This is a genomic window from Lederbergia sp. NSJ-179 (assembly GCF_022867885.1).
Taxonomy (GTDB): Bacteria; Bacillota; Bacilli; order Bacillales; family Bacillaceae_C; genus Lederbergia.
The window spans coordinates 25,461-48,829 of the sequence record NZ_JALIFP010000012.1 but is presented as its reverse complement, the minus strand read 5'-3'; the positions used below and the strand labels follow the sequence as shown (position 1 = coordinate 48,829).

Here is a 23,369-nt window from a genome sequence, read left to right as displayed (position 1 = left end):
TCCTTTACGTAAACTGTACTTTATCAAATAACGTGTCACGATCATCTGATGGCTCTTTTTTATTCACATGGATAAGAACAAGACAGAGTAATCCAACAAACAGAGTTAAACCGGCAGTTGTTAAGAACATTCCTGTTCTGGACCATTCCATCAAAGTGCTAAAAATAGGCGGTCCAATCGCAACACCTAAAAATCGGACAGATCCGTATAGGGATGTAACAAATCCTCTACGGGCTGAAGGGACTGAACCTGTAATAAAGCTATTTATACATGGAAGAACGAGTCCAGTACCAATGCTGCTGATGCCAAGGACCGAAAAAAAGGGGATAAGATTCCTAAAGAAAACCAGCGTTGCAAAGGAAATGGTCATGAGCAACAGCCCAAGTATAATCAATGTTTTCATCCGTCTCATCTTTTTTCCGATTTTACTTCCCGTAATATAAGAGGTAATCGTCATAATCAAAAGGGGAATGGCTAATATGCATCCTTTCAGAACCCCGTTAATATTATGATCTTTTTCGAGAATATCTGAAATATAAAAGAGGATGCCGAATAAAGTAAATAAACAGACAGCACCTGTTAAATAAGTAGCAAATAGCCACCGTCCTTCCGTTTTAAAAACGGAAACAAGCCCCTTCGCGTATTGACCAATGGGTGGTGGTTCTTTTTCCGCCTTTTTCTCCTTTACAAAAAATATCGTTAACAAAATCGAAATAAGACAAAAAATCGGAAAGGCAAAAAAAGCCGCATACCAGAAGAGAATGGCTAGAAGAGACCCAAGAATCGGGCTAATGACCTTTCCGAAACCATTAGAGGCTTCGACTAAACCTAAAACCCGGCTCTGTTCGCCCCCTTTAAATAAATCTCCTGTTAACGCCATCGCTATCGGTGCCGTCCCAGCAGCTCCAATTCCTTGTAAAAGCCTGCCAGCCATAATCCACATATAAGCATTGGAAAACCAACCTGCTGCAACACCAGCTAAAAGTCCGCCGCTTCCGTATAAAATAAGGGCGGGGATGATAATCGCTTTTCGGGAAAAACGATCGGATAAATACCCCAGAACAGGAATGGATATCGCTGCTGCAATCGAAAAAACGGAAATGACTAGGCTGACTTTAAATTGAGAAACGTCCAGTTCTGTTTTCATTTTCGGCAGGATAGGAATCAACATAGAATTACCCAGAACAAGAATAAGCGGGATTGAACCGATTGCGAAAATGGCCAAGCCTTTATTTTTTTGCTTTTGCAATGATCAAACACCCCTCACAGTGGAATAGAGTCCTATTATTGTTTGTAGTGAAGTCCACTTTATACTAGGCAATAGCCTAATTCTTTGAGAAAGGGAGATTATTTACACATTCGCCTAATGTTTGAATAATCTATCCTACATATGGACCATCATTATTTTCTGGTTGTTCAAAGGGGTTCGTCATTAGATCAAAGCCATTTTAAATGATTTTTCTGCTTTGGAGCCCCTTTACCTTCATCAAAAATAGAGGAGGCGTCCCGATGGATTTTTTAACCTTACCTAAAAGAACATCTGGTATAAGAACATATGGTTTAACGTCGGTTATCGACTTGGGAACACCAATAAGAGAATTAGAAAATATCCTCTCCGATTACAGCCATATCATTGATATCGCCAAAATGGGAATTGGCTCTGCTTATGTAACGCCAAACATTAAGCAAAAGGTAGCCATGTATAAGGAATATGGTGTAAAGCCTTATTTCGGAGGAACTTTATTTGAAAAATGCTATGACCAAGATAAAATTCCGGAATATCAAGCGTATTTACAAGATTTAGGCATTGAATGGATCGAAGTTTCGAATGGGACCTTAGATATTCCACTTGATGAACGTCTTACTATGATTTCTCAACTTAAAAAGGATTTCCACGTCATTGCAGAGGTCGGATCAAAGGATGCCAATAAGGAAATGCCTATTTCCGAATGGAAGGAAGAAATCAAGGTATTCCTTGAAGCAGGGTGTGATTATGTCATTACAGAGGGAAGAGATTCAGGCACCGCCGGGATCTATGAAAAAGGGGGCAACATTAAAGCTGATTTGATACATGAAGTAATGAAAGATGTCGATCAAAACAAAGTCATTTTTGAAGCACCTATTCCCAAACAGCAAATGTATTTTATAAAAGAAATGGGTCCGAACGTTAATGTAGGAAATGTAAAGCTAAGTGATGTTTTAGTGTTAGAAGCTCAGCGCTGCGGTCTTAGGAGTGAAACGTTTTATTTAGGAGAACGCAAATGCGAGCTACTTTTATAAGACATCTCCCAACAGAATGGAATAAGAAAACATGGCTGCAAGGCAGAAGAGATATTGGCATCTCTCCCATTACAGAGGATGTTCAAAAGGGAATGGCTAATAATCAACGGCTCCTTAAGGAACTTTCTCCATTTGATTGTGTGCTAGCAAGTACATTAACAAGAACCCAGCAAACGGCACAGATCTACGGTTACAAGTGGGAGACAGAAGAATTACTAGATGAATTAGATTTTGGGCGCTTTGAAGGACTTCCAAAGAAAAAACTTCATGAAAAATTTGGGAACCAATGGATCCATCACCCTAAAGAATTAATGTTGGGAGAAAGCATGAATCGTTTCGAAGAAAGAATCGTTTCGTTTTTAGAAAAATATAAGGAGTTCAACAATATTTTAGTCTTTGGTCACGGGGCCTGGATTCGAGCGGTGATCTCCTATTCCATGTTCGGTCATATCAACCATATGAATAAAATCATCCTCAAAAACAATGAATGTGTCACTTTATCCATTCATTCTGAAGAAAGAAAGATAGAGACGGGGGGCTAGATCATTGACGGAGATGTTAACGTATGAAAATTGGGATGAACAAAAGATTGCTGACTTGATGGAGCAACAGCCAGATTTTTTAGAGGTATTGAAATGGGCTTTTCATGAATATGGAGATGAGATTGTTTATGCCTGCAGCTTTGGAGCAGAGGGGATCGTATTAATTGATTTAATTTATAAGGTGAATAAAAAGGCAACCATTCTTTTCTTGGATACCGGTCTCCATTTTCCGGAGACCTATGAATTAATTGAAAAAGTAAAGAAGCGTTATCCTTCATTGAACATCAAAATGATGAAGCCAAAGGTATCTCTAGAGGAGCAGGCCAAACGGCAAGGGGAAGAATTATGGCGCCATAATCCAAATCTTTGTTGTCACATTCGAAAGGTATTACCCCTTAGGGAAGGATTAAAGGATGCAAAAGCCTGGATTTCCGGGCTAAGGAGGGATCAGTCACCTCTGCGCCGTCATACCCAATTAATTAATAAAGACGAAAAATTCCATAACATAAAAATTTGTCCGCTTATTCATTGGACATGGGAAGATGTTTTAACCTATATTCATGTAAACAAGCTGCCATATAATCCACTACATGATAAAGGCTATCCAAGTATCGGCTGTGCACCATGCACGGTACCTGTTTCTGAGATGGGGGACTCTCGTGCAGGTAGATGGGTGGGACACTCTAAAACGGAATGCGGGCTTCACTTGAAATAAAATGTTTTTAGGTAAAGAAGTGGAGGGGAAAAAATAGTGATTAGTGTACCACATGGCGGAAAATTAGTGAATCGAATCAATCCTGCGTTAGGGAATGATTTATTCCTTAATGATGTCGAACTGGATAATGTAGAATTAAGCGATTTAGAATTACTGGCAAATGGAGGCTATAGTCCGCTTAAAGGCTTTATGGGAAAAGCAGATTATGACTCTGTCGTTCAAAATATGAGACTGTCATCCGGGCTTCCTTGGTCAATCCCAATTACATTACAAGTCGACAAACAGAAAGCGATGGAACTTAAAGAGGGGGAAACGGTCAATCTTACTCATAACGGAACCGTTTATGGATGCATGGAAATCGAGGAGATCTACGCTTCTGACAAAAGGTTTGAAGCCGAAATGGTCTATAAAACAACGGAAATGGCTCACCCAGGTGTTAATAAGCTGTTCAACCGTCCTGATTTTTATTTAGGAGGTCCCATTACCCTTATAAAAAGGCCGGAAAAAGATAAATTTGAAACGTTTTATTTAGATCCGATTGAAACAAGAGCCAAATTTAAAGAATTAGGCTGGAAAACGGTGGTCGGTTTCCAAACTCGAAATCCGGTTCATCGGGCGCATGAATATATTCAAAAAACAGCATTAGAAAATGTGGATGGTCTTTTTTTGAATCCTCTTGTAGGGGAAACGAAAGCAGATGATATCCCAAGTGATATCCGCATGAAAAGCTATCAGGTGCTACTCGAACATTATTATCCGAAAGATCGGGTATTCTTGTCTGTTTTTCCGGCAGCTATGCGTTATGCAGGTCCAAGAGAAGCTATTTTTCATGCCATCGTACGAAAGAATTTTGGTTGTACTCATTTTATTGTCGGCAGAGATCATGCCGGGGTTGGCGATTATTATGGAACATATGATTCGCAAAAAATATTCAGTTCTTTTAAAGAAGAAGAATTGGGGATTACACCTTTATTTTTTGAACATAGCTTTTACTGCAGAAAATGTGAAAACATGGCATCGGAAAAAACATGCCCCCATAATCTGGAGGATCGGGTTATTTTATCGGGTACAAAAGTAAGAGAGCTATTAAAAAACGGGAAACAACCGCCAAAAGAATTCAGCCGTCCTGAAGTAGTCGCCATTTTGATTCAAGGGATGCAGGAACTCTATATAAAAAGCTAAAGGGTGTAGGAAATGGAAGCGACTAATCACATTACATGGCATCATTCAACAGTCACAAAGGAAAATCGTCATGTCTTGAATGGTCATAAAAGTTGTGTACTTTGGTTTACCGGATTATCGGGGTCAGGGAAATCGACGTTAGCCAATGCCGTTGACTATAAATTATTTCAACTTGGTGTTAGCAGCTATGTATTAGATGGGGATAATATACGACACGGCCTCAACCGAGATTTAGGTTTTCGGGTTGAGGATCGAAAGGAAAATATTCGTAGAATTGGAGAAGTAGCGAAACTATTTGTAGACAGCGGTCAAATTGTTTCGACCGCATTTATTTCTCCCTTCCGTGAAGACAGGGAGATTGTCAGAAATATGCTTGAACCCGAAGAGTTTATTGAAGTTTATTTACATTGCCCCATTCAAATATGTGAAAAACGCGACCCTAAAGGCTTATATCAAAAAGCGAGAAATGGGAAAATTGCGGATTTTACAGGAATATCTTCTCCATATGAAACTCCCGATGATCCGGAAATCACGATTAACACCGATCAAATAACCATTCAACAATCGGTTGAAAAAATATTTTCTTATTTTAAAGAGAAGCAGATCTTATAAGGTTTAAGAAGTGACTGAAAGAGAATTGGCAAGGAAGGCAATTCTCTTTCAGCATGGAAACAAACATTATTGTGTCTAGTGAGCAATCACCCCGATAGTACCTTCAAGAGGTGGTGAAAAGGTTAGAGGATATTAGACCAAGGTTATCCTATCTTTTTCTCCAATTTGGCGTTAATAGATTGATTTTTGGAAGCTTGAACTCCTGCACAAAATCAATGATATTGGTCGAGAAGAATTGGCAAATGATCGCATACACGACAATTTTATAGTCAATGACAAGAGAGTTAAATAAAAAAATGAATAGGTTGATGCCCATCATGACCTTTCCAGGGCTCCAATTTTTATAGCTAGCAATCATAAGCGCGGGAATGACCATTCCACCACTTGAAGCACCAAACCGAATCAATAATCCGACCCCAATTCCAAAAAAAACACTCCCTCCCAAAATATCCAAATATATATTTACATGGGGAATTACAACTTGAGAGGTTAGAAACGAAACGGTCATAGAGGTGGTCGCAACCGAGATGATGGTTCGAAACGTCCAAGTATAGCCAAAATATTTTAAAGCAAATAATAAAAAAGCAGCATTTGCAAGCCACAAGGAAAAACCTAATGAAAAATCAAACCAATGATTCATCAAGATCGCTAAACCCGCCGCCCCACCAGAAGGAATAGAGTGTGGAAACAAAAATAAGGACATGCCAAAACCTTGTAAGAAAGCTCCAATTAGTAAAACCGAATAAGTCATTAGTGTTTTTTTCATCGGTAATAAAAAGGCTCCATCAAATGAACAATATCCACGTTCTTTTTCCCCCTCAAGAATAACCTTCCTTGTCCATTCTATGAGAAATGGGCTAAAAATATAATAAGAACTTCTTTTTTAAATTTTCCCTATCATGGGGTGAACCAATTTTAACGATATTATGGTATGGATGTAAAGTAGGATGGGGGAAAGGAGGCAAGAGGTGTTTGGATGTGCGAAAAAGAGAAGGATCAGTAAAAACGTAGCTCCAAGGTGGGGTTGGATCTACGAAATCGCGAAGGTCCGGCGAAAACGTAGATCCAAGGTGGGGTTGGATCTACGAAATCACGAAGGTCCAGCAAAAACATAGATCCAAAGTGCGTTTGGATCTACAAAATCACAAAGGCCCGGCGAAAACGTAGATCCAAGGTGGGGTTGGATCTACGAAATCGCGAAGGTCCGGCGAAAACGTAGCTCCAAGGTGGGGTTGGATCTACGAAATCACAAAGGCCCGGCGAAAACGTAGCTCCAAAGTGTGTTTGGATCTACGAAAAGGCGAAGGAACTACAAAAAGGTAGATCCAAGAGGTTTTGGATCTACGAAAAAACGAATGATCAGTAAAAATATAGATCCAAAGTGCGTGTGGATCTACGAAATCGCGAAGGCCCGGCGAAAACGTAGATCCAAGGTGGGGTTGGATCTACAAAATCACGAAGGTCCAGCAAAAACATAGATCCAAAGTGCGTTTGGATCTACAAAATCACAAAGGCCCGGCGAAAACGTAGATCCAAGGTGGGGTTGGATCTACGAAATCGCGAAGGTCCGGCGAAAACGTAGCTCCAAGGTGGGGTTGGATCTACAAAATCACGAAGGTCCAGCAAAAACATAGATCCAAAGTGCGTTTGGATCTACAAAATCACAAAGGCCCGGCGAAAACGTAGCTCCAAAGTGTGTTTGGATCTACGAAAAGGCGAAGGAACTACAAAAAGGTAGATCCAAGAGGTTTTGGATCTACGAAATCACGAAGGTCCAGCAAAAACATAGATCTAAAGTGGGGTTGGATCTACAAAATCACGAAGGTCCAGCAAAAACATAGATCCAAAGTGGGGTTGGATCTACGAAATCGCGAAGGACCAGACAAAACGTAGATCCAAAACAAATAAGATTTAAGAAATGGGCTTATTCATCATCCTTTTGATCAGAATTCACATAGTACGCGTAATTTCCATGCCCTTTTATGGTAAAGTATTTTCCTAGAATTCTCCTTACGGTATTTCTCGACTTAACTATCTTACACCATTCCAGAATGGCGTTCGTGGTGATTCTCCTGTCTGGAAAAAGCATCATAAATTCTTTGATACTTCTTAATACAGCATCATCTACTTTCTCTTCCTTTCCGCAGCCATTACATATAACCCGACTACCAATTAAAGAAGTTAAGAGAGAATGACAGGATGCACATACAATCCCTTTTTTCACTTGCTCATAAGAGTATGCAGGTAAATGCGTGTAAGGGGATTCATCTCTATGATCCGATAATAGTTTCTGCGCAAGCTGCATGTGCTTATTATTCGTTTTCGATGATATCTTATGAAGTTGTTTCATGAAACGGTTGATTTGGGTTGGGAGTATAATGGGTAACTCGGGAGCCGCATGGTACAAAGTGAATTCGGGATGATTAAAGAGGGCGTATCCTTTTACAGGAAGGGTCACGCCGTATTTTTGAAGGAGGCGCCGAAATAAGGAGACACAGCGGTTTAATTGAAGAACCGGATTATGAACTTCTTTTTTGGACAGGGTGTACCAATTGTCTGAATCGATATAAAAATCGCCTTCATAATATTTTACATCCACAAGATAAATCATATTTTCAAAAATGAGTAAAGCATCAATCTGAAAGAGAGTGTTATTACATTTAAGGAGTAAGCTGTGTAAAATGAGACAATCGTTGGTTAGATTTTCAAGAAGCACAGAAAATTTTTGTTCCCCCTCATGGCCTTTTTCAAGGTTGATATACTGTTGCCTTTCATCAGGGGGTAGTTCAAAGCGTTGGTTTAAACATCGGAGCAACTCTAATAATGGTGGTACTTGATACGGCTTGATAACCATTTCCCACAACCTTTCTAAGAAATTATTCTTGATCTCTTTCATCCTATGAAAATTCCTGAGAATTTACAAGTAATTTGTATGCATGGTAAAAAGTAGGGCCATTCTTTTCGAGATAGATATGGGATATTTTTAATAAAATAAGTAAAAAAACTGCCTAGTTATACCAATGAGGGAGCCACTTTTGTACAATCATAATAGAAGTTTTTACTTCAATGAAAAGCTATATTAGTATGGTAGGCAAAGGAAAAGCAAGCTTATGGATGAAAATAATATCCGGTAAGTTTATAGGAAAGCTAACTATCGATAAAGTAGCCTGGGATTTGACAGGATAATTTTTACGAGGAGGATGTTTATGAGTTATAAAAATACGTTTATTACCATTTCTGAGGATTCCGATGTTACCGAGGCGATTGTGCCTGTCCCAAGAAACAACAAACCAACGATTGCCTCGATTGAATATGATTTAATCAAAAATAATCCTTATACATATTCGCAGGATGATGTCCAATTTAAAACGTATTTGATCAAAAATCAGATTGAAGCAAGCAATCTCGATGAGCTGCGCGAACAGTTTTTCGCCAAACCGAAGGCCTGTTTCAGGGCGTCCCCATTAGTAAAAAAATATGGATGGGGTATTCACTATGATCAAGAAGGGAAAATCGCCGTCTATGGTGTGAACAGTGAAGAGTATCAGCAATTTTTACATAGTGACAAGGTGAAGAAATTAAAAGGGATGCGTTCGAAAAGAAGGCGGAAGGAAAATGGAATTTGAAGAATCGAGATATGTTCAGTATAAAGTAAAATTCAAACCGGATGGATGTCCGATTGGGTTTGAAGGAGGCCCGCTTTAATTGAATGGAAGGAGCTTGCATGCGAAAAACGAAAATACTCCCATGGACGGAGGAATGGTCCAAATTATATGCTCAAGAGGAACAAAGGGTAAAGGCGCTTTTTGAAAACGGACTCTGAATGCATTCACATTGTTCAATTTTCTATAACGTTTAGATTTTCTTTTTACTCTTTTTCTACTAGCCTCCTTTATCTGTGTATTCACTGTTTTTCTATATAAACAAATATATGTCAACCAATATTATTAATTAGTTGACATATATTCCGTTTCCCCTTTAAAATAACCATATCATCCCGGGAATACAAGTAAGGAGAAACATGAATGAAGACAAAGGAAATGATGTATATCGCTTTATTTGCTGCGATCATGGGGGTTCTTGGGTTATTTCCCCCTATTATGTTCGCCTTTTCACCTGTCCCGGTAACCTTGCAAACAATGGGGGTTTTACTAGTGGGAGGAATACTAAAGCCAAAACTAGCAGCGCTCAGCCAAATGCTGTTCTTATTCATTGTTGCGGTTGGAATGCCGATTTTATCAGGTGGTCGTGGAGGTCTAGGGGTATTCGTGGGACCTTCAGCTGGCTATTTAATCGGATACCCCATCACTGCTTTCTGTATCAGCTATATCTTTACACTTTTTCGTACATTAACGATAAAGCATATATTATTTATGAATTTAACCGTGGGAGTTTTTTTCGTTTATGTAACAGGTATACCCGTGCAAGCATTCTTGATGAAGCTACCACTTTTGCAAACCATTAAAATCAGTTTAGTCACGATTCCCGGAGATATCATGAAAGCCATTTTTGCTTCTTATTTAGTCTATAAACTAAGAAAATATTTCATTAAGCAGGATTCCAACAAACAAAAAAGTACGTATGAATCAGCTTCATAAGGAGATCATTATGAGTCTTATTACCTCTACCTATGCAAAACAATATCCAGAAAAATTAGCCATTTATACACATGAGGAAAAATTAAGTTACCGTGATTGGAATAGGCTCGTCGAGCAAACAGCCAATTGGTTTGATTCTTTACAGAGTTCCCATAAAACGGTAGGAATGTATCTGCCAAATGGGATTCCTTTTTTGCAAATTTTCGCAGGCGCTGCAGCAGCAGGATGGGTAGCGGTGCCCTTTGATTTAAAATGGAAAGAGGACGAGATGCTTAAACGTGGTGCTCTAGCTCGTCCAACTATTTGGATTACGACAACAACATATGTGCAAAAACTTAAAAAGCTCTATACAAATGTCATGTTATGGGAAGATTGTTTAGTAAAAATCAAGCAAACCCTACACATAAAACCGCTTCAAATCAAATGTAGTGATCCTCCCTTTTATATGGGTTTTACATCTGGATCTACCGGCAATCCAAAAGCCTTTATTCGTTCCCATCAATCTTGGGTTGAAAGTTTTGAATGTAGTCGCAGAGACTTCGATATTGAAGAAAAGGATCAAGTACTTATACCAGGTAATCTTATTTCTTCTCATTTTTTATATGGAGCCATTAGCACATTATTTTTAGGTGGAACGGTTTATTTATTAGAGAAGTTTACCACTTTACAGACATTCTCATTTTTACAGACCTTTCCGATCACAGTCCTCTATTTAGTCCCAACGATGATTGAAGCATTACATAAAGGAGAGAGGATAATCGAAACACCATTAAAAATCATGTCATCTGGCGCAAAATTGGAAGAACGATCAAAGCAGAAAATGGCAGATATATTTCCGCAACATTCTTTATATGAATTTTACGGTGCAAGTGAATTAAGTTTTGTCACTGTTCGGGCTAATGAACATAAACGCGGCTCTGTTGGAAAGCCATGTCATAACGTAGAAATACAAATAAGAAACGATAATCAAACAATGGTTAAACCATACGAAGTGGGTAAAATCTTTGTGCGCAGTAAGATGACGTTTATCGGCTACATCGAAATGGGTATGGATTCTGCAACCATCCAAGAAATTCATGATGAACATGGTTGGGTAACCGTTCATGATATGGGCTATCTTGATGAAGAGGGTGATTTATATCTTGTCGGACGAGAAAATAATATGATTCTATATGGCGGAATCAACATTTTCCCAGAGGAAATTGAGTCGGTATTATTATTACATCCTGATGTTGAAACGGCTGCCATTATCGGAATTCCTCATGCTTATTGGGGACAAATTGCTGTTGCGGTGATTCAAGGCAAGGCAGCGAAAAATGACCTTGTCCGCTGGTGCAAAGCAAGATTGGCTTCATATAAATTGCCAAGAAAGTGGTACTTTATTGAAAAAATGCCCATCACATCCGGAGGGAAAATTGCTCGGTCACAATTAAAATATCTAGTAAAAGAGGCGTAAAATCGATATGAACAATGCCGTGATTGTGAATGCAAAACGGACAGCCATTGGAAAGAAAAATGGAATGTATAGCCAGCTTACTCCATCTGAACTGGTCAGCCCGCTGCTTACCTTTCTTTCCGAAGGAATCAAAGAGGAAGTCGAGGATGTTATCCTTGGAAATGTAGTTGGTCCTGGGGGAAATGTGGCCCGCTTAGCGGCTCTTGAGGCTGGACTGCCGCTTTCTGTTCCGGGATTTACAATTGACCGGCAATGTAGTGCAGGTCTTGAAGCGATCCGAATTGCTTGTTACCTTGTTCAAGCAGGAGCGGGAGCCTGTTACCTTGCAGGTGGGGTAGAAAGTACAAGTACATCCCCATATTCTGAACGTGCTCGTTTTTCTCCTGACAAAATAGGGGATCCTGACATGGGGGAGGCAGCCGAAAATGTCGCTAAAAAATACAATATTACGAAAATAATGCAGGATAAATATACGTTATTAAGCTATCAACGCAGCTGGAATGCGTTTAAATCTGGCTACTATGCGCAAGAAATAGTAGGGGTAGGTTCTTATAATCAAGATGAAGAATTATTCCATCAAAGGAATATGAAAAAGTTATTAGAACGAGCTACACCTTGTTTTCTCAAAAATGGAACGGTCACAGCTGCTAATAGTTGCGGTATTCATGATGGAGCTAGTGTTGCATTCATTATGGTGGAGAAAAAAGCCATGCATCTCGGGTTTCAGCCCGTTCTTCGTTTTGTGGACAGTCAAGTTTCTGGAGTGCATCCCTTTTATCCGGGCATTGCACCTGTCCCGGCTATTCAAACATTATTACAGCGGAATCAATTAACGATAGAAGATATCGACCTATTTGAAATAAATGAAGCCTTTGCTTCAAAAATCGTCTCCTGTGCTCAAGAACTTTCTATTTCATATGAACAATTAAATGTGAATGGTGGTGCCCTCACCATTGGCCATCCCTATGGAGCGTCTGGAGCCATCCTAGTCACTAGATTGTTTTATGAAGTACAAAGAAGAATAGATGTAAACTATGTGATAGCGGCCATAGGGAGTGGAGGCGGGGTGGGACTGGCCATTTTATTTGAGGTAGTTCGATAAAGGGTTGGCCGTCCATTGGTCAGTGTTGCGACGTACAGGGAGCTACTAGTGCAAGCGAAGCAACAGGACGTTGCGTTTTGAGCCTGCCGCCAGGACGGCGCGAACTTAGGCCAACAGGATGTTGGTCAGAACAGTGTTGCGCCAGGACGGCGCGTACTTAGCTGTTCATCCATTTTGTCCTTCTTTTGATCCTTACCTTTTAAACAACCTCTATAAACGGGGAGTTAGCCACGTCATAACATTTTCTATTGCATGCTCACAATGGTTTGCATGCCAATGTCTATGAAGCCCTTCTTCAAACATGACATATTTTTTATCCTGAATGGAAATGGAATCCAAAAAACGTAAGATGGAATCAGGATGGACGATTGGATCCTGTTGGTCATAAAGACACAAAATCGGGAAGCGGAATTTTGAAGTATCTAATAAAGCGTAAATTCCATTATGAAGTAATTCCGTTAGCCAACGCGGAGTATATTCAAAAGTGAATAGTGGATCCTCGATGATTTCTACATCAGGTTCTGGAAAATAGTGATTTAAACGGCGAATTTTTTTTAGTATCTCCATCCATTTGAAAGGTTGAATCGATAAATTTGGGGAAATCCAAGAACAGAATTCCAATGTTTTTTTTAATAATGGAGGAAGAGGAAATCGGATCTCTAATGCAGGAGACGATAAAATAAATCCCTTTGCTTTTTGTGGGTATATTTGACCATAACGAATCGCAATGAGCCCCCCTAAGCTATGTCCAAAAATAAATAATGGGGCAGAATGATACTGGATTTGAAACGCCTCGATTAATTTTCCTAAATCAGCTAAGTAATCTGTAAAATGATTAACATGTCCACGAGGTCCACCTGATTTTCCAAAACCTCGTAAATCAGGCGCAAGTAACCCCAGTTGATGCTCCATACATATTTCACCGATATGGGAATAGCGGCCGGAATGCTCACCTGCTCCATGAATTAAAATTAAAAAACCACGTGGCTCTTGGGGTATCCATCCACGGTAAAATAATCTCACGCCATCGAATCCAGAAAAATAACCGGTGATATACATCTTGACACCTCCAGAATTGTTTACTTGCTTTAGATTACCCTGTATTTTTATTTTTATTTTTACGCCTAAAAGAAACTGTCTTTCGCATATTAGTGTGATGGATTATAATAGCTATATATGGATCTAAGATATATTGGTGGCACTATGGGGATACTCCGGGTCCTCAATAGGCTCTACACACTAAACAAAACATTGTGGATCTGATGGTTGATGCCGGAAATGATATCGTTTTCGTAGCTTATGAAGGAACGGAATAAGGCTTTGTTCAAAAGATTCAAAATCACAAAAGTAGTGTTGGTCGCATAATTTCGTGAAGAGCATGATTGCTAAAAGCAGGGAAAGCAAAGTTTTGTCAATGACGTGATACGGAAAATAAAAAATGAATGGGGATCTTTTTAAAATGGAGGAGAAAAAATGAGAGTGCTGCAGTTTGATTTTCCAGTGATCGAGAAAACGTATAAGAACATAGGGACAAGAGATTTGAAACTGTATATATTTGAGCCAGAAGGTTCGATGAAAAAAAGATCAGCAATCCTCTTTTTTATCGGTGGCAGTTTTAAAAAGAATCCACAATCACCGGCCGTTTTTCAACACCAAGCCAACTATTATTTCTCCCAACTGGGCATGGTCGCAATCTGTGTGGATTATCGGGCTGGTCATGATGAGGGATTTACACCAAAACAAGCGATTGCGGATGCGAAATCTTCTGTTCGCTGGGTGCTGGAGGAGGGGGATTATGAAGAAAAAAGTTTTGTGGATTTCCTTGAGTCTAATTATGCTCATTATCGTGACAATTCCGCTAGGTTTTTTTTATGTTCTAAATAACGGAAATCCCTATACAAAATATATAGCAGATAAAAATGTTCCAGTTTATTTGGAGGAAAAAGGATACACAGAAAACGAAATAGAAGAATCTCATTATGTAGAGCCGAAGTACCTCATAAATAATGATTATTACCACGGACATTATATGGTTATCTTCAAAGATGAGCCTGATACAACTTATTATTACGGAATAACCAAAAAAGGAAAACAGGTTAAACAATTTTGTGAAAAAGACAGATTATCACCAGATGGTGTTACAGATATAGTTAAAACTGAAACAAAACACAGTGAGAAAAAATGTGTTCATTCTCTCGAAAATCGGGACTAATTTTTAAAACGAATCGTCGTTGGTGTGTTCACGTATCTTAACACAGCTCTCACAATGGGCGCTTTGGCCTTCGCCACAACAGCCCTTCTCATTGTTACAATCCATAGAAAACATTTTATTTCTACTAGATCGACCTATTACATTTTGTTTGTTTTCCATACGTGCCATTAAATATTTCGCCATATCATTTGTGGATGAATAGATAAAGCATTTGCAAACTTTCATTATTATTCAAAATTGTTTCTCCTTTCATTTTTTAATCGATATGCATAGTGACTGTGTTATAAACATCGACATTCCCTATAAAGAAATGTCGATGTTTCCTTTTGTTATTCTATCGCAATATAAATCTCCACTTGCGCATTTTCCGGGTCTGCGCATCGTTCACCATACTCTTCAAAATCCCCTGTATACGACCGCTTGATATTGGCCTCTTCACAGTATTTCCAAATGTCCTGCCAAAGCACGACAACGATTTTGGAGAGCGGGCCTTGCTCAGAAGTAAAGACGAGATATTGTGAAGCTGGGATGGTTTTGACAACAAATTCGTTTGATTGAGAGTCATTGCCCACTTCTAAGCCGATAGTCATCTGATAAGCTCCATCCACATCGGTCGCATAATCCGAATAGACTCCATACACGGTATGGCCATCTAACGGATTAGGGATTTGCTTGGAAATCCCTTCCTGATAAAATCGATCCCATAATAAAGGGATTTTCGCTTGAGCCGTCATCTCGTTCTCGTTTGTGGTCTCTACAGATATTCCCATGACTTTGAATGCGGCCCTCTTTTTTATGATTGGTTCTTGCAATGAATTCACCCCCTTTATTTATGACTATAGCAAGCTAAACTTGACAACAGTCTGTCATATTTCATACACTTTTAAAATCTTGCTGTTGAACAATTTCCCTAATAGAGGATGTTCAAAAAGTCCTGTAAAAATGACACTTCGAAGACAACAGTCTGTCATGTTTCTTCATACACTTTTAAAATATTTCTTGCTTGCTGTTGTATAATCTCCCTAATATGCACGGGTTCTAGCACCTCTATTTTATCGGAAAAACTTAAGAGAAAGCCGTATAGCCACTGATCTTCTGGCAGTTGGATGGTGGCTATTTTTTTTCCGTATCCAATGCCTCAACGCCAAACATTTCCTCCATTTTTTCACGAATTTCTTGTTGATAGGCTAGTTTTAAGGTAATGACCTGATGATCATACCATGCTTTGTCCCAAGGAAGATCGGATACATCGACCTCTTTCCGTTGAAAGGTTTCCTCCGATAGTTGTAACTCTTTTATTCTAGCAAGCTTAAATAAACGAAATGCCTGTCGCTGCAAACAATAGCTATACACATACCAAGAACGGCCTTTTTGAACAAGTGTATGGGGTTCAATTACCCGTGAGGTACCATTTGCATACTCGATCGTCACACGTCTACTTGTTTCGATTGCTTGTTTTAAAATCGTCCGCTTTTGCTTTATGTGCACATTTTGACCCCAAGGGCTGTCATCAATAAAAAGGTAATCCACTTTCGGTTCACTATCAGCAATATGGCTTATCTTTTCCAAAACGGTTTTAGCATTAGGATCTTCATAGGCTGTCAGGAGGCTCTTTAATGCCGTCGATAGGGAAGAAAGCTCTTCTTCTTTTAGAAAATGTTTGTCGATTCGATAGCCTTCGATCAAACCGATCCCCCCATGGGCGCTTGATGGCTAATCACGGGAATCCCGACGCTGCTTAATACGTCGATATCACGATAAATCGTCCGGACAGAAACATCCAATTCTTCTGCTAATGCTTGCGCCGTTATTTTTTTTCGATTAAGTAAAAGCATGGTTAAACGTAAAAGACGATCAAGTTTCATATGTATCCCCTTTTTTATTTTCGTATGTTTCAATCAAAACACAAGTGCGTATACAGCTGCTTGAAATTTTCTCGTGGATGAAAATAAAGTTCACACAATGAATTTTGTCAGCCATGCAATATATTCAGCACCAGGGATGAAAAATAATTGGGCAAGGATGGTTCCAAATAATCGTGAGGTGATCATCATAAGAGAGGTTCCTTTGAGTGTAATATAGCTTCCTCTTTGATTAATCACATCATCTGCTAGGATCGAAATTTTCGGATCAATAAAAATGGTCAGTAGAATGGTCGCAAGTCCATTGATCAGACCTGACGCCATAATCGCAGTAGAGGCTCTCTCAGGTGCAAGTAAGGATGCATACAAAGCAGATAAGACGCCAATGGTGTAAATAGCGGTAATAAGCATATTGATTATAAATAACTTGATTGGAATATCTCTCCAGCTTATATCTTTTAAATAAACGAATCTTGGCAAATGAATATGTTTGATTCCACGTTTAATGTATTCGAATGTGAATCCCTTTTTGAGTAAGGCGGGAATCGAGCCTCGTTCTTCAGATAAATGAATAATCGCTCTTGAAAATAAAGCGATAAAAGTAGGTAGTAGTAAAATGCCCATCATTGTGCCTAATGTGGACGAGGCAATAATCACTCTGTATTGGTTTTCCACAAACGCTAAAGTGTCCATTTTTGGCGCATTATCAACAAGACTTCCTGTAAATGATTGTTGCATCATATTGGCCATGCGCGAAACGATTACCATAAGATTAAATAACGATAGCGCAGATGCTAGCAAGCGAACTCTAGCTCCAGACAAGCGAACAGCATAGGCAAGTGTCTCGATTGAATGAATGATAAAGATAAATAGCGCGATAAAGATTAATTTTTCCGAAAAAAGTTCCAACATCTCATGACCTACTTACTATATTTTCTTCTTATGGTAACACAATGAAGGAGGAAGAGGGGAAGGGTTTTTTAGGTGAGACGTTGGAAGTGTTATAGCAGGAGAGTAGAAGCTACTGAAATGATATTTTTCAATGCTTCGACCATTTCATAGTAGTATCTGACCATTTAACGTGGAGTTTCGACCAATTAGCTTCGCCCTTCGACCAATTAGTCTTAAACTCCGACCGTTTAGTGCCGAATTTCGACCAATTAGCCTTAAACTTTGACTGATTAAACATCAAAATATACAAATGTTCCTTTATGAGATGTTTTTGTAAAATTTTCTTATGGATGGAAAATATATGGATGTAAAATCTCCTAGACCCAAAATTTTTATCTGAAAAAACTTGAAATTTTAAGTGGAGCATAATAAAATAAAAACAATAAGTACGAACGGAGGTGGGAAGGATGTTGAAGGAAGCTGTTTTTGTGCACGGTTTTATGATCGACTTTTTATATTTTTGCCGTGCAAAATTTGCTGTTTTGCTTGCGACGGGATACGTATGCCCTTTTTTAGCAACTGAATAGCAGATGAAAAACAGTGAAAACATCTCTATACCCACAATAAAGAGCGAGTTCAAAAAGAGTTTTACTGGATTTTTTGAACATCCTCTTAAATAATATTGGTTGAGAAGAGTCTTTCACGCTCTTCTTTTTTTGCATCCAAAAGCCATGGGGAAGTGTTGTATTTCCCTGTGGCTTTTTTTGTCGTGTAAAAAAGCATGGGGGCTCGTGGGGGTCAATTTTAAAAATGTAGAGAAAAAGGAGGAGTTTGTATGATTGCTTGTAGTGTGAATCAGGCGAAAAAAATGTATGGTGGGCATATCATTTTTGAAAATATATCATTTGAAGTGAAGAAAGGAGATCGGGTTGGTTTAGTTGGCCGGAATGGGAGCGGGAAGACGACATTATTTCGGTTATTAGCTGGTGAGGACACACTGGATGCTGGACAAATTCATTGGAGAAAGGGCTCCACTATTGGCTATCTCTCGCAAATACCAGAGTTTGACAGTGGAATCTCTGTGACTGCTGTGCTGAAGACGGCTTTCTCGGAACTTCTCGAAATAGAAGAAAAAATGAAAAAGCTTGAGTTAGCGATGACAAAGGAAACGGACGGAGAGCTACTCCAAAGACTAATCGATGATTATGGAGAGTTTCAAGAGACTTTTACAATAAAAGGTGGGTATGAAATCGACGTCAAGATTGAAAAAGTGGTGGGCGGTTTGAAGTTGGCTGATCTTTTGGAAAGAAAATTTGCAAGCTTAAGTGGCGGAGAAAAAACAAAGATAAGCTTAGCCCTTATGCTACTTAAAAATCCGGATTTTTTACTATTAGATGAACCAACGAATCATTTGGATCTGATGGCAGTGGAATGGTTGGGAGACTTCTTACAAGCATATGAGGGAACGATCATCGTTATTTCTCATGATCGGTATTTTTTAGATGAAGTGGTGAATAAGATTTTGGATTTAGAGGATGGCGAATTGACGTGTTATCACACTAATTTTTCTGGATTTATCAAGGAAAAGGAAGAGATGCTACTAAGGGAGTTTCAGGCTTATGAGGAACAGCAAAAGAAAATCAAAAAAATAAAGGAAGCGATTAAACGACTTCGAGATTGGGCGAACAGAGCGAAGCCGCCGAATGAGGGTCTTCATAAGCGAGCAACGAATATGGAAAGGGCCTTAGAACGGATGGAAAAATTAAAGCGACCGCCATTAAATCGAAAGAAAATGGGCCTTGAAATGGATGCGTCGAAGCGAAGTGGAAACGATGTGATTTTAATGAAGGATGTCGCAAAACGGTTTGGGGAAAAATTGCTTTTCAAGGATGTGCATATGCATATCACCTATCAGCAACGAGTCGCGATTGTCGGGGAAAATGGATCAGGGAAGTCAACATTGCTAAAGCTTATCCTTCAACAAGTAGATTGTGATGAGGGAGAAGTCCGGGTAGGAAGTAGCGTAAAAATTGGCTATTTGGCCCAGCATGTTTTTTCAGATATGGATGATGAAACGACGATCATAGAGGCATTTCGAAATGAAGTACCCGTCACAGAGGGAGAGGCCAGGCAAATTTTAGCGAAATTTTTATTTTACGGGCATACGGTTTTTCGGAAGGTGTCTCAAATGAGTGGCGGCGAGAAGATGCGACTTCGTTTAGCCCAGCTTATGCATCAAGATATGAATGTGCTGATTTTAGATGAGCCAACCAACCATTTAGATATCGAGTCTCGAGAAGTATTAGAAGAAGCACTGGATGATTATAACGGAACGATTGTAGCTGTTTCGCATGACCGTTATTTTCTCAATCGGTTATTTGAAAAGATTTATTGGATAGAGGAGAGAGAAGTTCACTGCTTTGAAGGGGATTATACTTGGGCGAAAGAGAAAATGGCTGAGAAGAGGCTTATGAAGACTGCCATCGAACCAGCCCCACAAAAAAGAAAGAAACTGGAACAAGAAAAACAGCAGAAGAGTCGTGAAAATGGAGACATTGAAAAGGAATTAGAAGCAATCGAACAATCATTGGTAACATTGGATAAAAAATTAGCGGGAACTCAGGAGTTGGAAGAGATACAGAAAATGTATAACGAAAAGGAGGATTTAGAAAAGCAGTGGGAAAGGCTTTACGAACAGTTGGAGGAGTAATTTGGGAAGGTCTGAAATGGAGGGCTCTTGCTCTCCAAAGTATTAGCAATAAAGTGCAAAGGAAGATCCTCGATAGGTTATGAAGTTCTGCAATTCTGCTAGAAAGTACAACAATCGGATCATGAAGTTCGGCAATTCGGGTAGAAGGTAGAGCAATTAGAGCTGGGAAAGGAAATTTTTTCTACTCTAAATAATGGTTTGTCTTTATCTAATCTTTACATTATTTTGATATACTTAAACGAATAACAATGGAGGGTAAAGCGATGAATGAAACCATTCTGATTGTTGAAGATGAGCAAATTCTAAGAGAAGTGCTTAAAGACTATTTTTTAAATGAAAATTTCCACGTGCTGGAAGCGAATGATGGGAAAAAGGCCCTGCAATTATTTGACAATGAAAAGGTAGATTTGATTATTTTAGATATTATGCTGCCCAAATTAGATGGCTGGTCTGTTTGCAGGCGGATTCGAAAAACGGCGGATGTTCCCATTATTATGCTGACCGCACGTGTTGAGGAAGAAGATACATTATTAGGCTTTGAACTTGGGGCAGATGACTATGTGACGAAACCATATAGTCCAGCTATATTATTGGCACGGGCCAAACGATTATTGCAAAGTCGTCGTCAAAAGAGCGTTGTGGAAGAACAACAGGTAAAATCCGCGAATGGCATTTCCATTAATTTGGCTGCCAGATCGGTGATGGTTGATGGTCAAAGCATCAATCTTACACATACTGAATTTGAAATCCTCTCCTACCTCATGCAAAACGAAGGGATTGTGGTTACTAGGGAACAATTAATTATCAAGGTTTGGGGTTATGAATATGCCGGTGATGACCGCACTATTAATACGCATATACGGAATGTCCGAACCAAGCTTGGTGATAAGGCAGATGCGATCAAAACAATTGTGCGCCTAGGCTATAAATTTGAGGGGACTGTATGAGAAGTAAAATTGTTTTCAAACTATTTACCCTGACCACCTTGCTTTGCGTGTTTATCTTAACGACTGTTTTTATCGGGCAAACATTTTTTTTTAAGCAATATTATGCCCATCAAAAAGTCAATGATATTCAGGCGGCCATGGATCGTTATGCAGACGAGTACATGCAAAACAAGGAAAACAAATATGTTCAACAAAAACTGGAACAGGATTTTTATCAAGAACACAATACATGGATTACGACATTGGATCAAAATGGAAATTTGAAAAACGTGGATGATTTTTACTTGGAATTTCAGTCAGAACGAACGAAGGACGAAGCCTTTGCTGATAAAACAATTCGTATTCCTCTCCACTATTTGCTGGATTTTGAGGATGCTTTGGCAGATGATCTTCTTCTTAAGCCAGATGTACGCATTGGCATATACGGGATTAAGAGAGGATCGACTGTCGTCCCTTATGTCATCGGCCATTTAGGAATATTTGTGCCTAATACGCTAGGAACGATCGGAGCTTTGGACCCATATGAGCTGGAACAGGAACAAGAAAATGTCGCTTACTGGGAAAATAAGCAGTTGAAAAAAGCAGCAGGAGAATATCTCAGCAAGTGGATCGAACAAAACCCTTCAGGCCAATTGCAGGAAACAGATCGCTCCTTCCTCAAAGAATCTAGTTCACAATCGCCAGCCGATATAAGAGAAGAGTCTACATTGGAGCAGGTGAAACCAGTAGAACCGGCAAGTTCACCACAAGATATTGTTCAGTTGATTGGAACGGTTACAGCTGTACAGCTTCCCAATCGGGGAGAAGGATCGAATGCTATCTACACAAACACTCTATTTATGGATAAAATCAAAGATTTTCAAGCCTCTCTTCTGTTGAAACCAAATCCAACAATGGACCAATCCATTCAAGTGGAAGACGATGAGCAAAATAATATTCAGTACAAAATATTAATCAAGCCCTTGTCAATCGATGGTCAAAAATCCTATCTAATTGCGATGACATCACTACAGCCAGTGGATGAGGCTGTGCAAATGGTAAAGGAGTATTATGTTTATTTAATTGTTTTCGTGATGCTTCTTGTTTTATTAGCCTCCTTTTATTATTCGAAAAAAATCGCTAGTCCCCTGCTGAAAATGAATCAAACAACGAAAAAAATGGCTAACTTGGACTTCTCCGAAAGTGTCACTGTGAAATCAAGGGATGAATTGGGGACATTATCGGAAAACATCAATATTCTTTCGAACACATTACACAAACATATTAAGCAGCTACAGCAGGATATTGAAAAAGAAAAGCAGCTAGAGAACACAAGAAGAGAATTTATTTCAGGTGTCTCGCATGAGCTTAAAACACCGTTAAGTATTATGAAAAGCACGATTTCCATTTTACAAGATGATGTGGCTAAGCATAAAAGGGGGTACTACTTTCAGGCACTGGAGAAGGAAGTGGACAAGATGGATCGGCTCATTGCCGATATGCTTGAATTGGCCAAATATGAATCAGGCACGTATCAAATGCAAGTGGAACCCTTCTATATTGATGAAATGATCGAACGGGTTTGTGCCCCTCTTATCTTAGAGGCCTCCAAGAAGCAAGTGACAATTAGACTGGAGCTACCGCCGTTTGAAGTGATCGCAAATGAACATCGGATTGAGCAGGTGATCACGAATTTCTTAACGAATGCGATCCGTCACACACCAGAAGCAGGTGTCGTGACTATTTCGGTAAAGGATGAAGAGAATCAAGTGAAAGTTTGTGTAGAAAACACAGGCGAACCGATTCTTATGGAACGATTGGAAAAAATTTGGGATCGATTTTACCGCGGGGACACTTCTCGAGAGCGCTCAAAAGGTGAAACAGGTTTGGGACTAGCCATTTCCAGAAATATTCTTGAACTCCATGGAAGTAAATATGGAGTAGAAAATACAGAAACAGGTGTATTGTTTTATTTTTATTTAAGAAAAAACAAGTAACAGTTTGATCGGAGCAAAAGCTATTAGGTCATGGGTTTAGCCATGACTTAATAGCTTTTTTTGTACGTCGCTAGACGGGCGCCTTGTGCTTTTCTTATTTCTTTAGCCAAAATCCATCTCATCTTCATTTTATCTATATCTCGCATGTTTAATCTAGCAATAGAGATAAAAGGGATAAAAGAAGGGAGGGAAACTTATGCAAAACCAGTCTAGTGGGGAGAAAAGAAGGATAAGAATCTTTTTTAAAATAGGACTATTAATTTTTTTAGTAGTGTCCCTTGTTT

At 39.2% G+C, this 23,369-nt stretch carries 23 protein-coding genes and 2 pseudogenes; 16 read left to right on the top strand and 9 right to left on the bottom strand.

Annotated elements, in window-relative coordinates; all coding sequences use genetic code 11:
• Positions 1–4 precede the first annotated feature (4 nt).
• Positions 5–1,249, bottom strand: coding sequence for an MFS transporter (locus MUB24_RS11085; RefSeq protein ID WP_244703985.1), 1,245 nt, complete (start codon positions 1,247–1,249; stop codon positions 5–7).
• Positions 1,250–1,509: 260 nt separating this feature from the next.
• Between MUB24_RS11085 and MUB24_RS11080 the strand changes: the two genes are divergently transcribed.
• Genes MUB24_RS11080 through cysC form a run of 5 tightly spaced genes read left to right on the top strand, consistent with a single transcriptional unit; the run spans position 1,510 to position 5,331 of the window.
• A complete protein-coding gene (locus tag MUB24_RS11080) occupies positions 1,510–2,280 on the top strand; it encodes a phosphosulfolactate synthase (protein ID WP_244703983.1) in 771 nt (256 codons plus the stop codon).
• A complete protein-coding gene (locus MUB24_RS11075; RefSeq protein ID WP_244703981.1) occupies positions 2,262–2,822 on the top strand; it encodes a histidine phosphatase family protein in 561 nt (186 codons plus the stop codon). Before MUB24_RS11080 ends, MUB24_RS11075 begins: the two co-directional genes overlap by 19 nt.
• A gap of 4 nt (positions 2,823–2,826) precedes the next feature.
• A complete protein-coding gene (locus MUB24_RS11070; protein ID WP_280516956.1) occupies positions 2,827–3,537 on the top strand; it encodes a phosphoadenylyl-sulfate reductase in 711 nt (236 codons plus the stop codon).
• 33 nt (positions 3,538–3,570) lie between these two features.
• Positions 3,571–4,719 carry a sulfate adenylyltransferase gene (sat, locus tag MUB24_RS11065; protein WP_244704104.1) on the top strand — a complete coding sequence of 383 codons (1,149 nt, stop codon included), beginning with the start codon at positions 3,571–3,573 and terminating at the stop codon, positions 4,717–4,719.
• A gap of 12 nt (positions 4,720–4,731) precedes the next feature.
• Positions 4,732–5,331 carry an adenylyl-sulfate kinase gene (gene cysC, locus MUB24_RS11060; RefSeq protein WP_244703979.1) on the top strand — a complete coding sequence of 200 codons (600 nt, stop codon included), beginning with the start codon at positions 4,732–4,734 and terminating at the stop codon, positions 5,329–5,331.
• 148 nt (positions 5,332–5,479) lie between these two features.
• Here the strand turns inward: cysC and MUB24_RS11055 are convergent, their stop codons facing one another.
• Positions 5,480–6,097, bottom strand: a complete 618-nt coding sequence (locus MUB24_RS11055) for a YitT family protein (RefSeq protein WP_244703977.1) — start codon at positions 6,095–6,097, stop codon at positions 5,480–5,482.
• 1,158 nt (positions 6,098–7,255) lie between these two features.
• Positions 7,256–8,227, bottom strand: a complete 972-nt coding sequence (locus tag MUB24_RS11050; protein WP_244703975.1) for a nuclease-related domain-containing protein — start codon at positions 8,225–8,227, stop codon at positions 7,256–7,258.
• Between the two features lie 310 nt (positions 8,228–8,537).
• Between MUB24_RS11050 and MUB24_RS11045 the strand changes: the two genes are divergently transcribed.
• The 4 genes from MUB24_RS11045 (at position 8,538) to MUB24_RS11030 (ending at position 12,487) form a co-directional block, all read left to right on the top strand.
• Positions 8,538–8,957 (top strand): DUF6157 family protein, encoded by a 420-nt coding sequence (locus MUB24_RS11045; protein ID WP_244703973.1) that lies wholly within the window; start codon positions 8,538–8,540, stop codon positions 8,955–8,957.
• A 399-nt stretch (positions 8,958–9,356) separates the two neighbouring features.
• Positions 9,357–9,929 carry a biotin transporter BioY gene (locus tag MUB24_RS11040; protein ID WP_244703971.1) on the top strand — a complete coding sequence of 191 codons (573 nt, stop codon included), beginning with the start codon at positions 9,357–9,359 and terminating at the stop codon, positions 9,927–9,929.
• Positions 9,930–9,939: 10 nt separating this feature from the next.
• Entirely contained in the window at positions 9,940–11,385 is a 1,446-nt protein-coding gene (locus MUB24_RS11035; RefSeq protein WP_244703969.1) for an AMP-binding protein, read from the top strand.
• A gap of 7 nt (positions 11,386–11,392) precedes the next feature.
• Entirely contained in the window at positions 11,393–12,487 is a 1,095-nt protein-coding gene (locus MUB24_RS11030; RefSeq protein ID WP_244703968.1) for an acetyl-CoA C-acyltransferase, read from the top strand.
• Between the two features lie 210 nt (positions 12,488–12,697).
• Here the strand turns inward: MUB24_RS11030 and MUB24_RS11025 are convergent, their stop codons facing one another.
• The gene (locus MUB24_RS11025; RefSeq protein ID WP_244703966.1) at positions 12,698–13,546 is read right to left on the bottom strand and encodes an alpha/beta hydrolase; all 849 of its coding nucleotides are present in this window, start codon (positions 13,544–13,546) and stop codon (positions 12,698–12,700) included.
• Positions 13,547–13,960: 414 nt separating this feature from the next.
• Here MUB24_RS11025 and MUB24_RS11020 point away from each other — a divergent pair, with 414 nt between their 5' ends.
• Together MUB24_RS11020 and MUB24_RS11015 are read left to right on the top strand one after the other, a co-directional pair.
• Positions 13,961–14,371, top strand: a complete 411-nt coding sequence (locus MUB24_RS11020) for an alpha/beta hydrolase (protein WP_244703964.1) — start codon at positions 13,961–13,963, stop codon at positions 14,369–14,371.
• A complete protein-coding gene (locus tag MUB24_RS11015) occupies positions 14,283–14,699 on the top strand; it encodes a DUF3139 domain-containing protein (protein ID WP_244703962.1) in 417 nt (138 codons plus the stop codon). Before MUB24_RS11020 ends, MUB24_RS11015 begins: the two co-directional genes overlap by 89 nt.
• Positions 14,700–15,028: 329 nt before the next feature.
• Here the strand turns inward: MUB24_RS11015 and MUB24_RS11010 are convergent, their stop codons facing one another.
• The 5 genes from MUB24_RS11010 to MUB24_RS10995 all read right to left on the bottom strand — a co-directional run bounded on the left by MUB24_RS11010 (position 15,029) and on the right by MUB24_RS10995 (position 17,473).
• Complete coding sequence (locus MUB24_RS11010) at positions 15,029–15,511, bottom strand: GyrI-like domain-containing protein (protein ID WP_244703960.1); 483 nt, start codon at positions 15,509–15,511, stop codon at positions 15,029–15,031.
• A gap of 155 nt (positions 15,512–15,666) precedes the next feature.
• Positions 15,667–15,801 carry a WCX domain-containing protein gene (locus MUB24_RS23275; protein ID WP_280516960.1) on the bottom strand — a complete coding sequence of 45 codons (135 nt, stop codon included), beginning with the start codon at positions 15,799–15,801 and terminating at the stop codon, positions 15,667–15,669.
• 11 nt (positions 15,802–15,812) lie between these two features.
• Positions 15,813–16,385 (bottom strand): helix-turn-helix transcriptional regulator, encoded by a 573-nt coding sequence (locus MUB24_RS23270; RefSeq protein WP_280516955.1) that lies wholly within the window; start codon positions 16,383–16,385, stop codon positions 15,813–15,815.
• Positions 16,382–16,564, bottom strand: a complete 183-nt coding sequence (locus MUB24_RS11000; protein ID WP_244703958.1) for an HTH domain-containing protein — start codon at positions 16,562–16,564, stop codon at positions 16,382–16,384. Before MUB24_RS11000 ends, MUB24_RS23270 begins: the two co-directional genes overlap by 4 nt.
• A 90-nt stretch (positions 16,565–16,654) precedes the next feature.
• A complete protein-coding gene (locus MUB24_RS10995; RefSeq protein ID WP_396426739.1) occupies positions 16,655–17,473 on the bottom strand; it encodes a lipid II flippase Amj family protein in 819 nt (272 codons plus the stop codon).
• Between the two features lie 446 nt (positions 17,474–17,919).
• Between MUB24_RS10995 and MUB24_RS23265 the strand changes: the two genes are divergently transcribed.
• The 5 genes and pseudogenes from MUB24_RS23265 (at position 17,920) to MUB24_RS10980 (ending at position 23,085) form a co-directional block, all read left to right on the top strand.
• A complete protein-coding gene (locus MUB24_RS23265) occupies positions 17,920–18,039 on the top strand; it encodes an RAxF-45 family protein (RefSeq protein ID WP_313898446.1) in 120 nt (39 codons plus the stop codon).
• A 248-nt stretch (positions 18,040–18,287) separates the two neighbouring features.
• Positions 18,288–20,162, top strand: a complete 1,875-nt coding sequence (gene abc-f / locus MUB24_RS10990) for a ribosomal protection-like ABC-F family protein (protein WP_244703956.1) — start codon at positions 18,288–18,290, stop codon at positions 20,160–20,162.
• 263 nt (positions 20,163–20,425) lie between these two features.
• Positions 20,426–20,789 (top strand): annotated as a pseudogene (locus MUB24_RS23645) (response regulator); the annotation flags it as partial.
• A 65-nt stretch (positions 20,790–20,854) separates the two neighbouring features.
• A pseudogene (locus tag MUB24_RS23640) lies at positions 20,855–21,109 on the top strand (winged helix-turn-helix domain-containing protein); the annotation flags it as partial.
• A complete protein-coding gene (locus tag MUB24_RS10980) occupies positions 21,106–23,085 on the top strand; it encodes a sensor histidine kinase (protein ID WP_244703952.1) in 1,980 nt (659 codons plus the stop codon). The pseudogene MUB24_RS23640 and the gene MUB24_RS10980, both read left to right, overlap by 4 nt.
• Positions 23,086–23,369 lie beyond the last annotated feature (284 nt).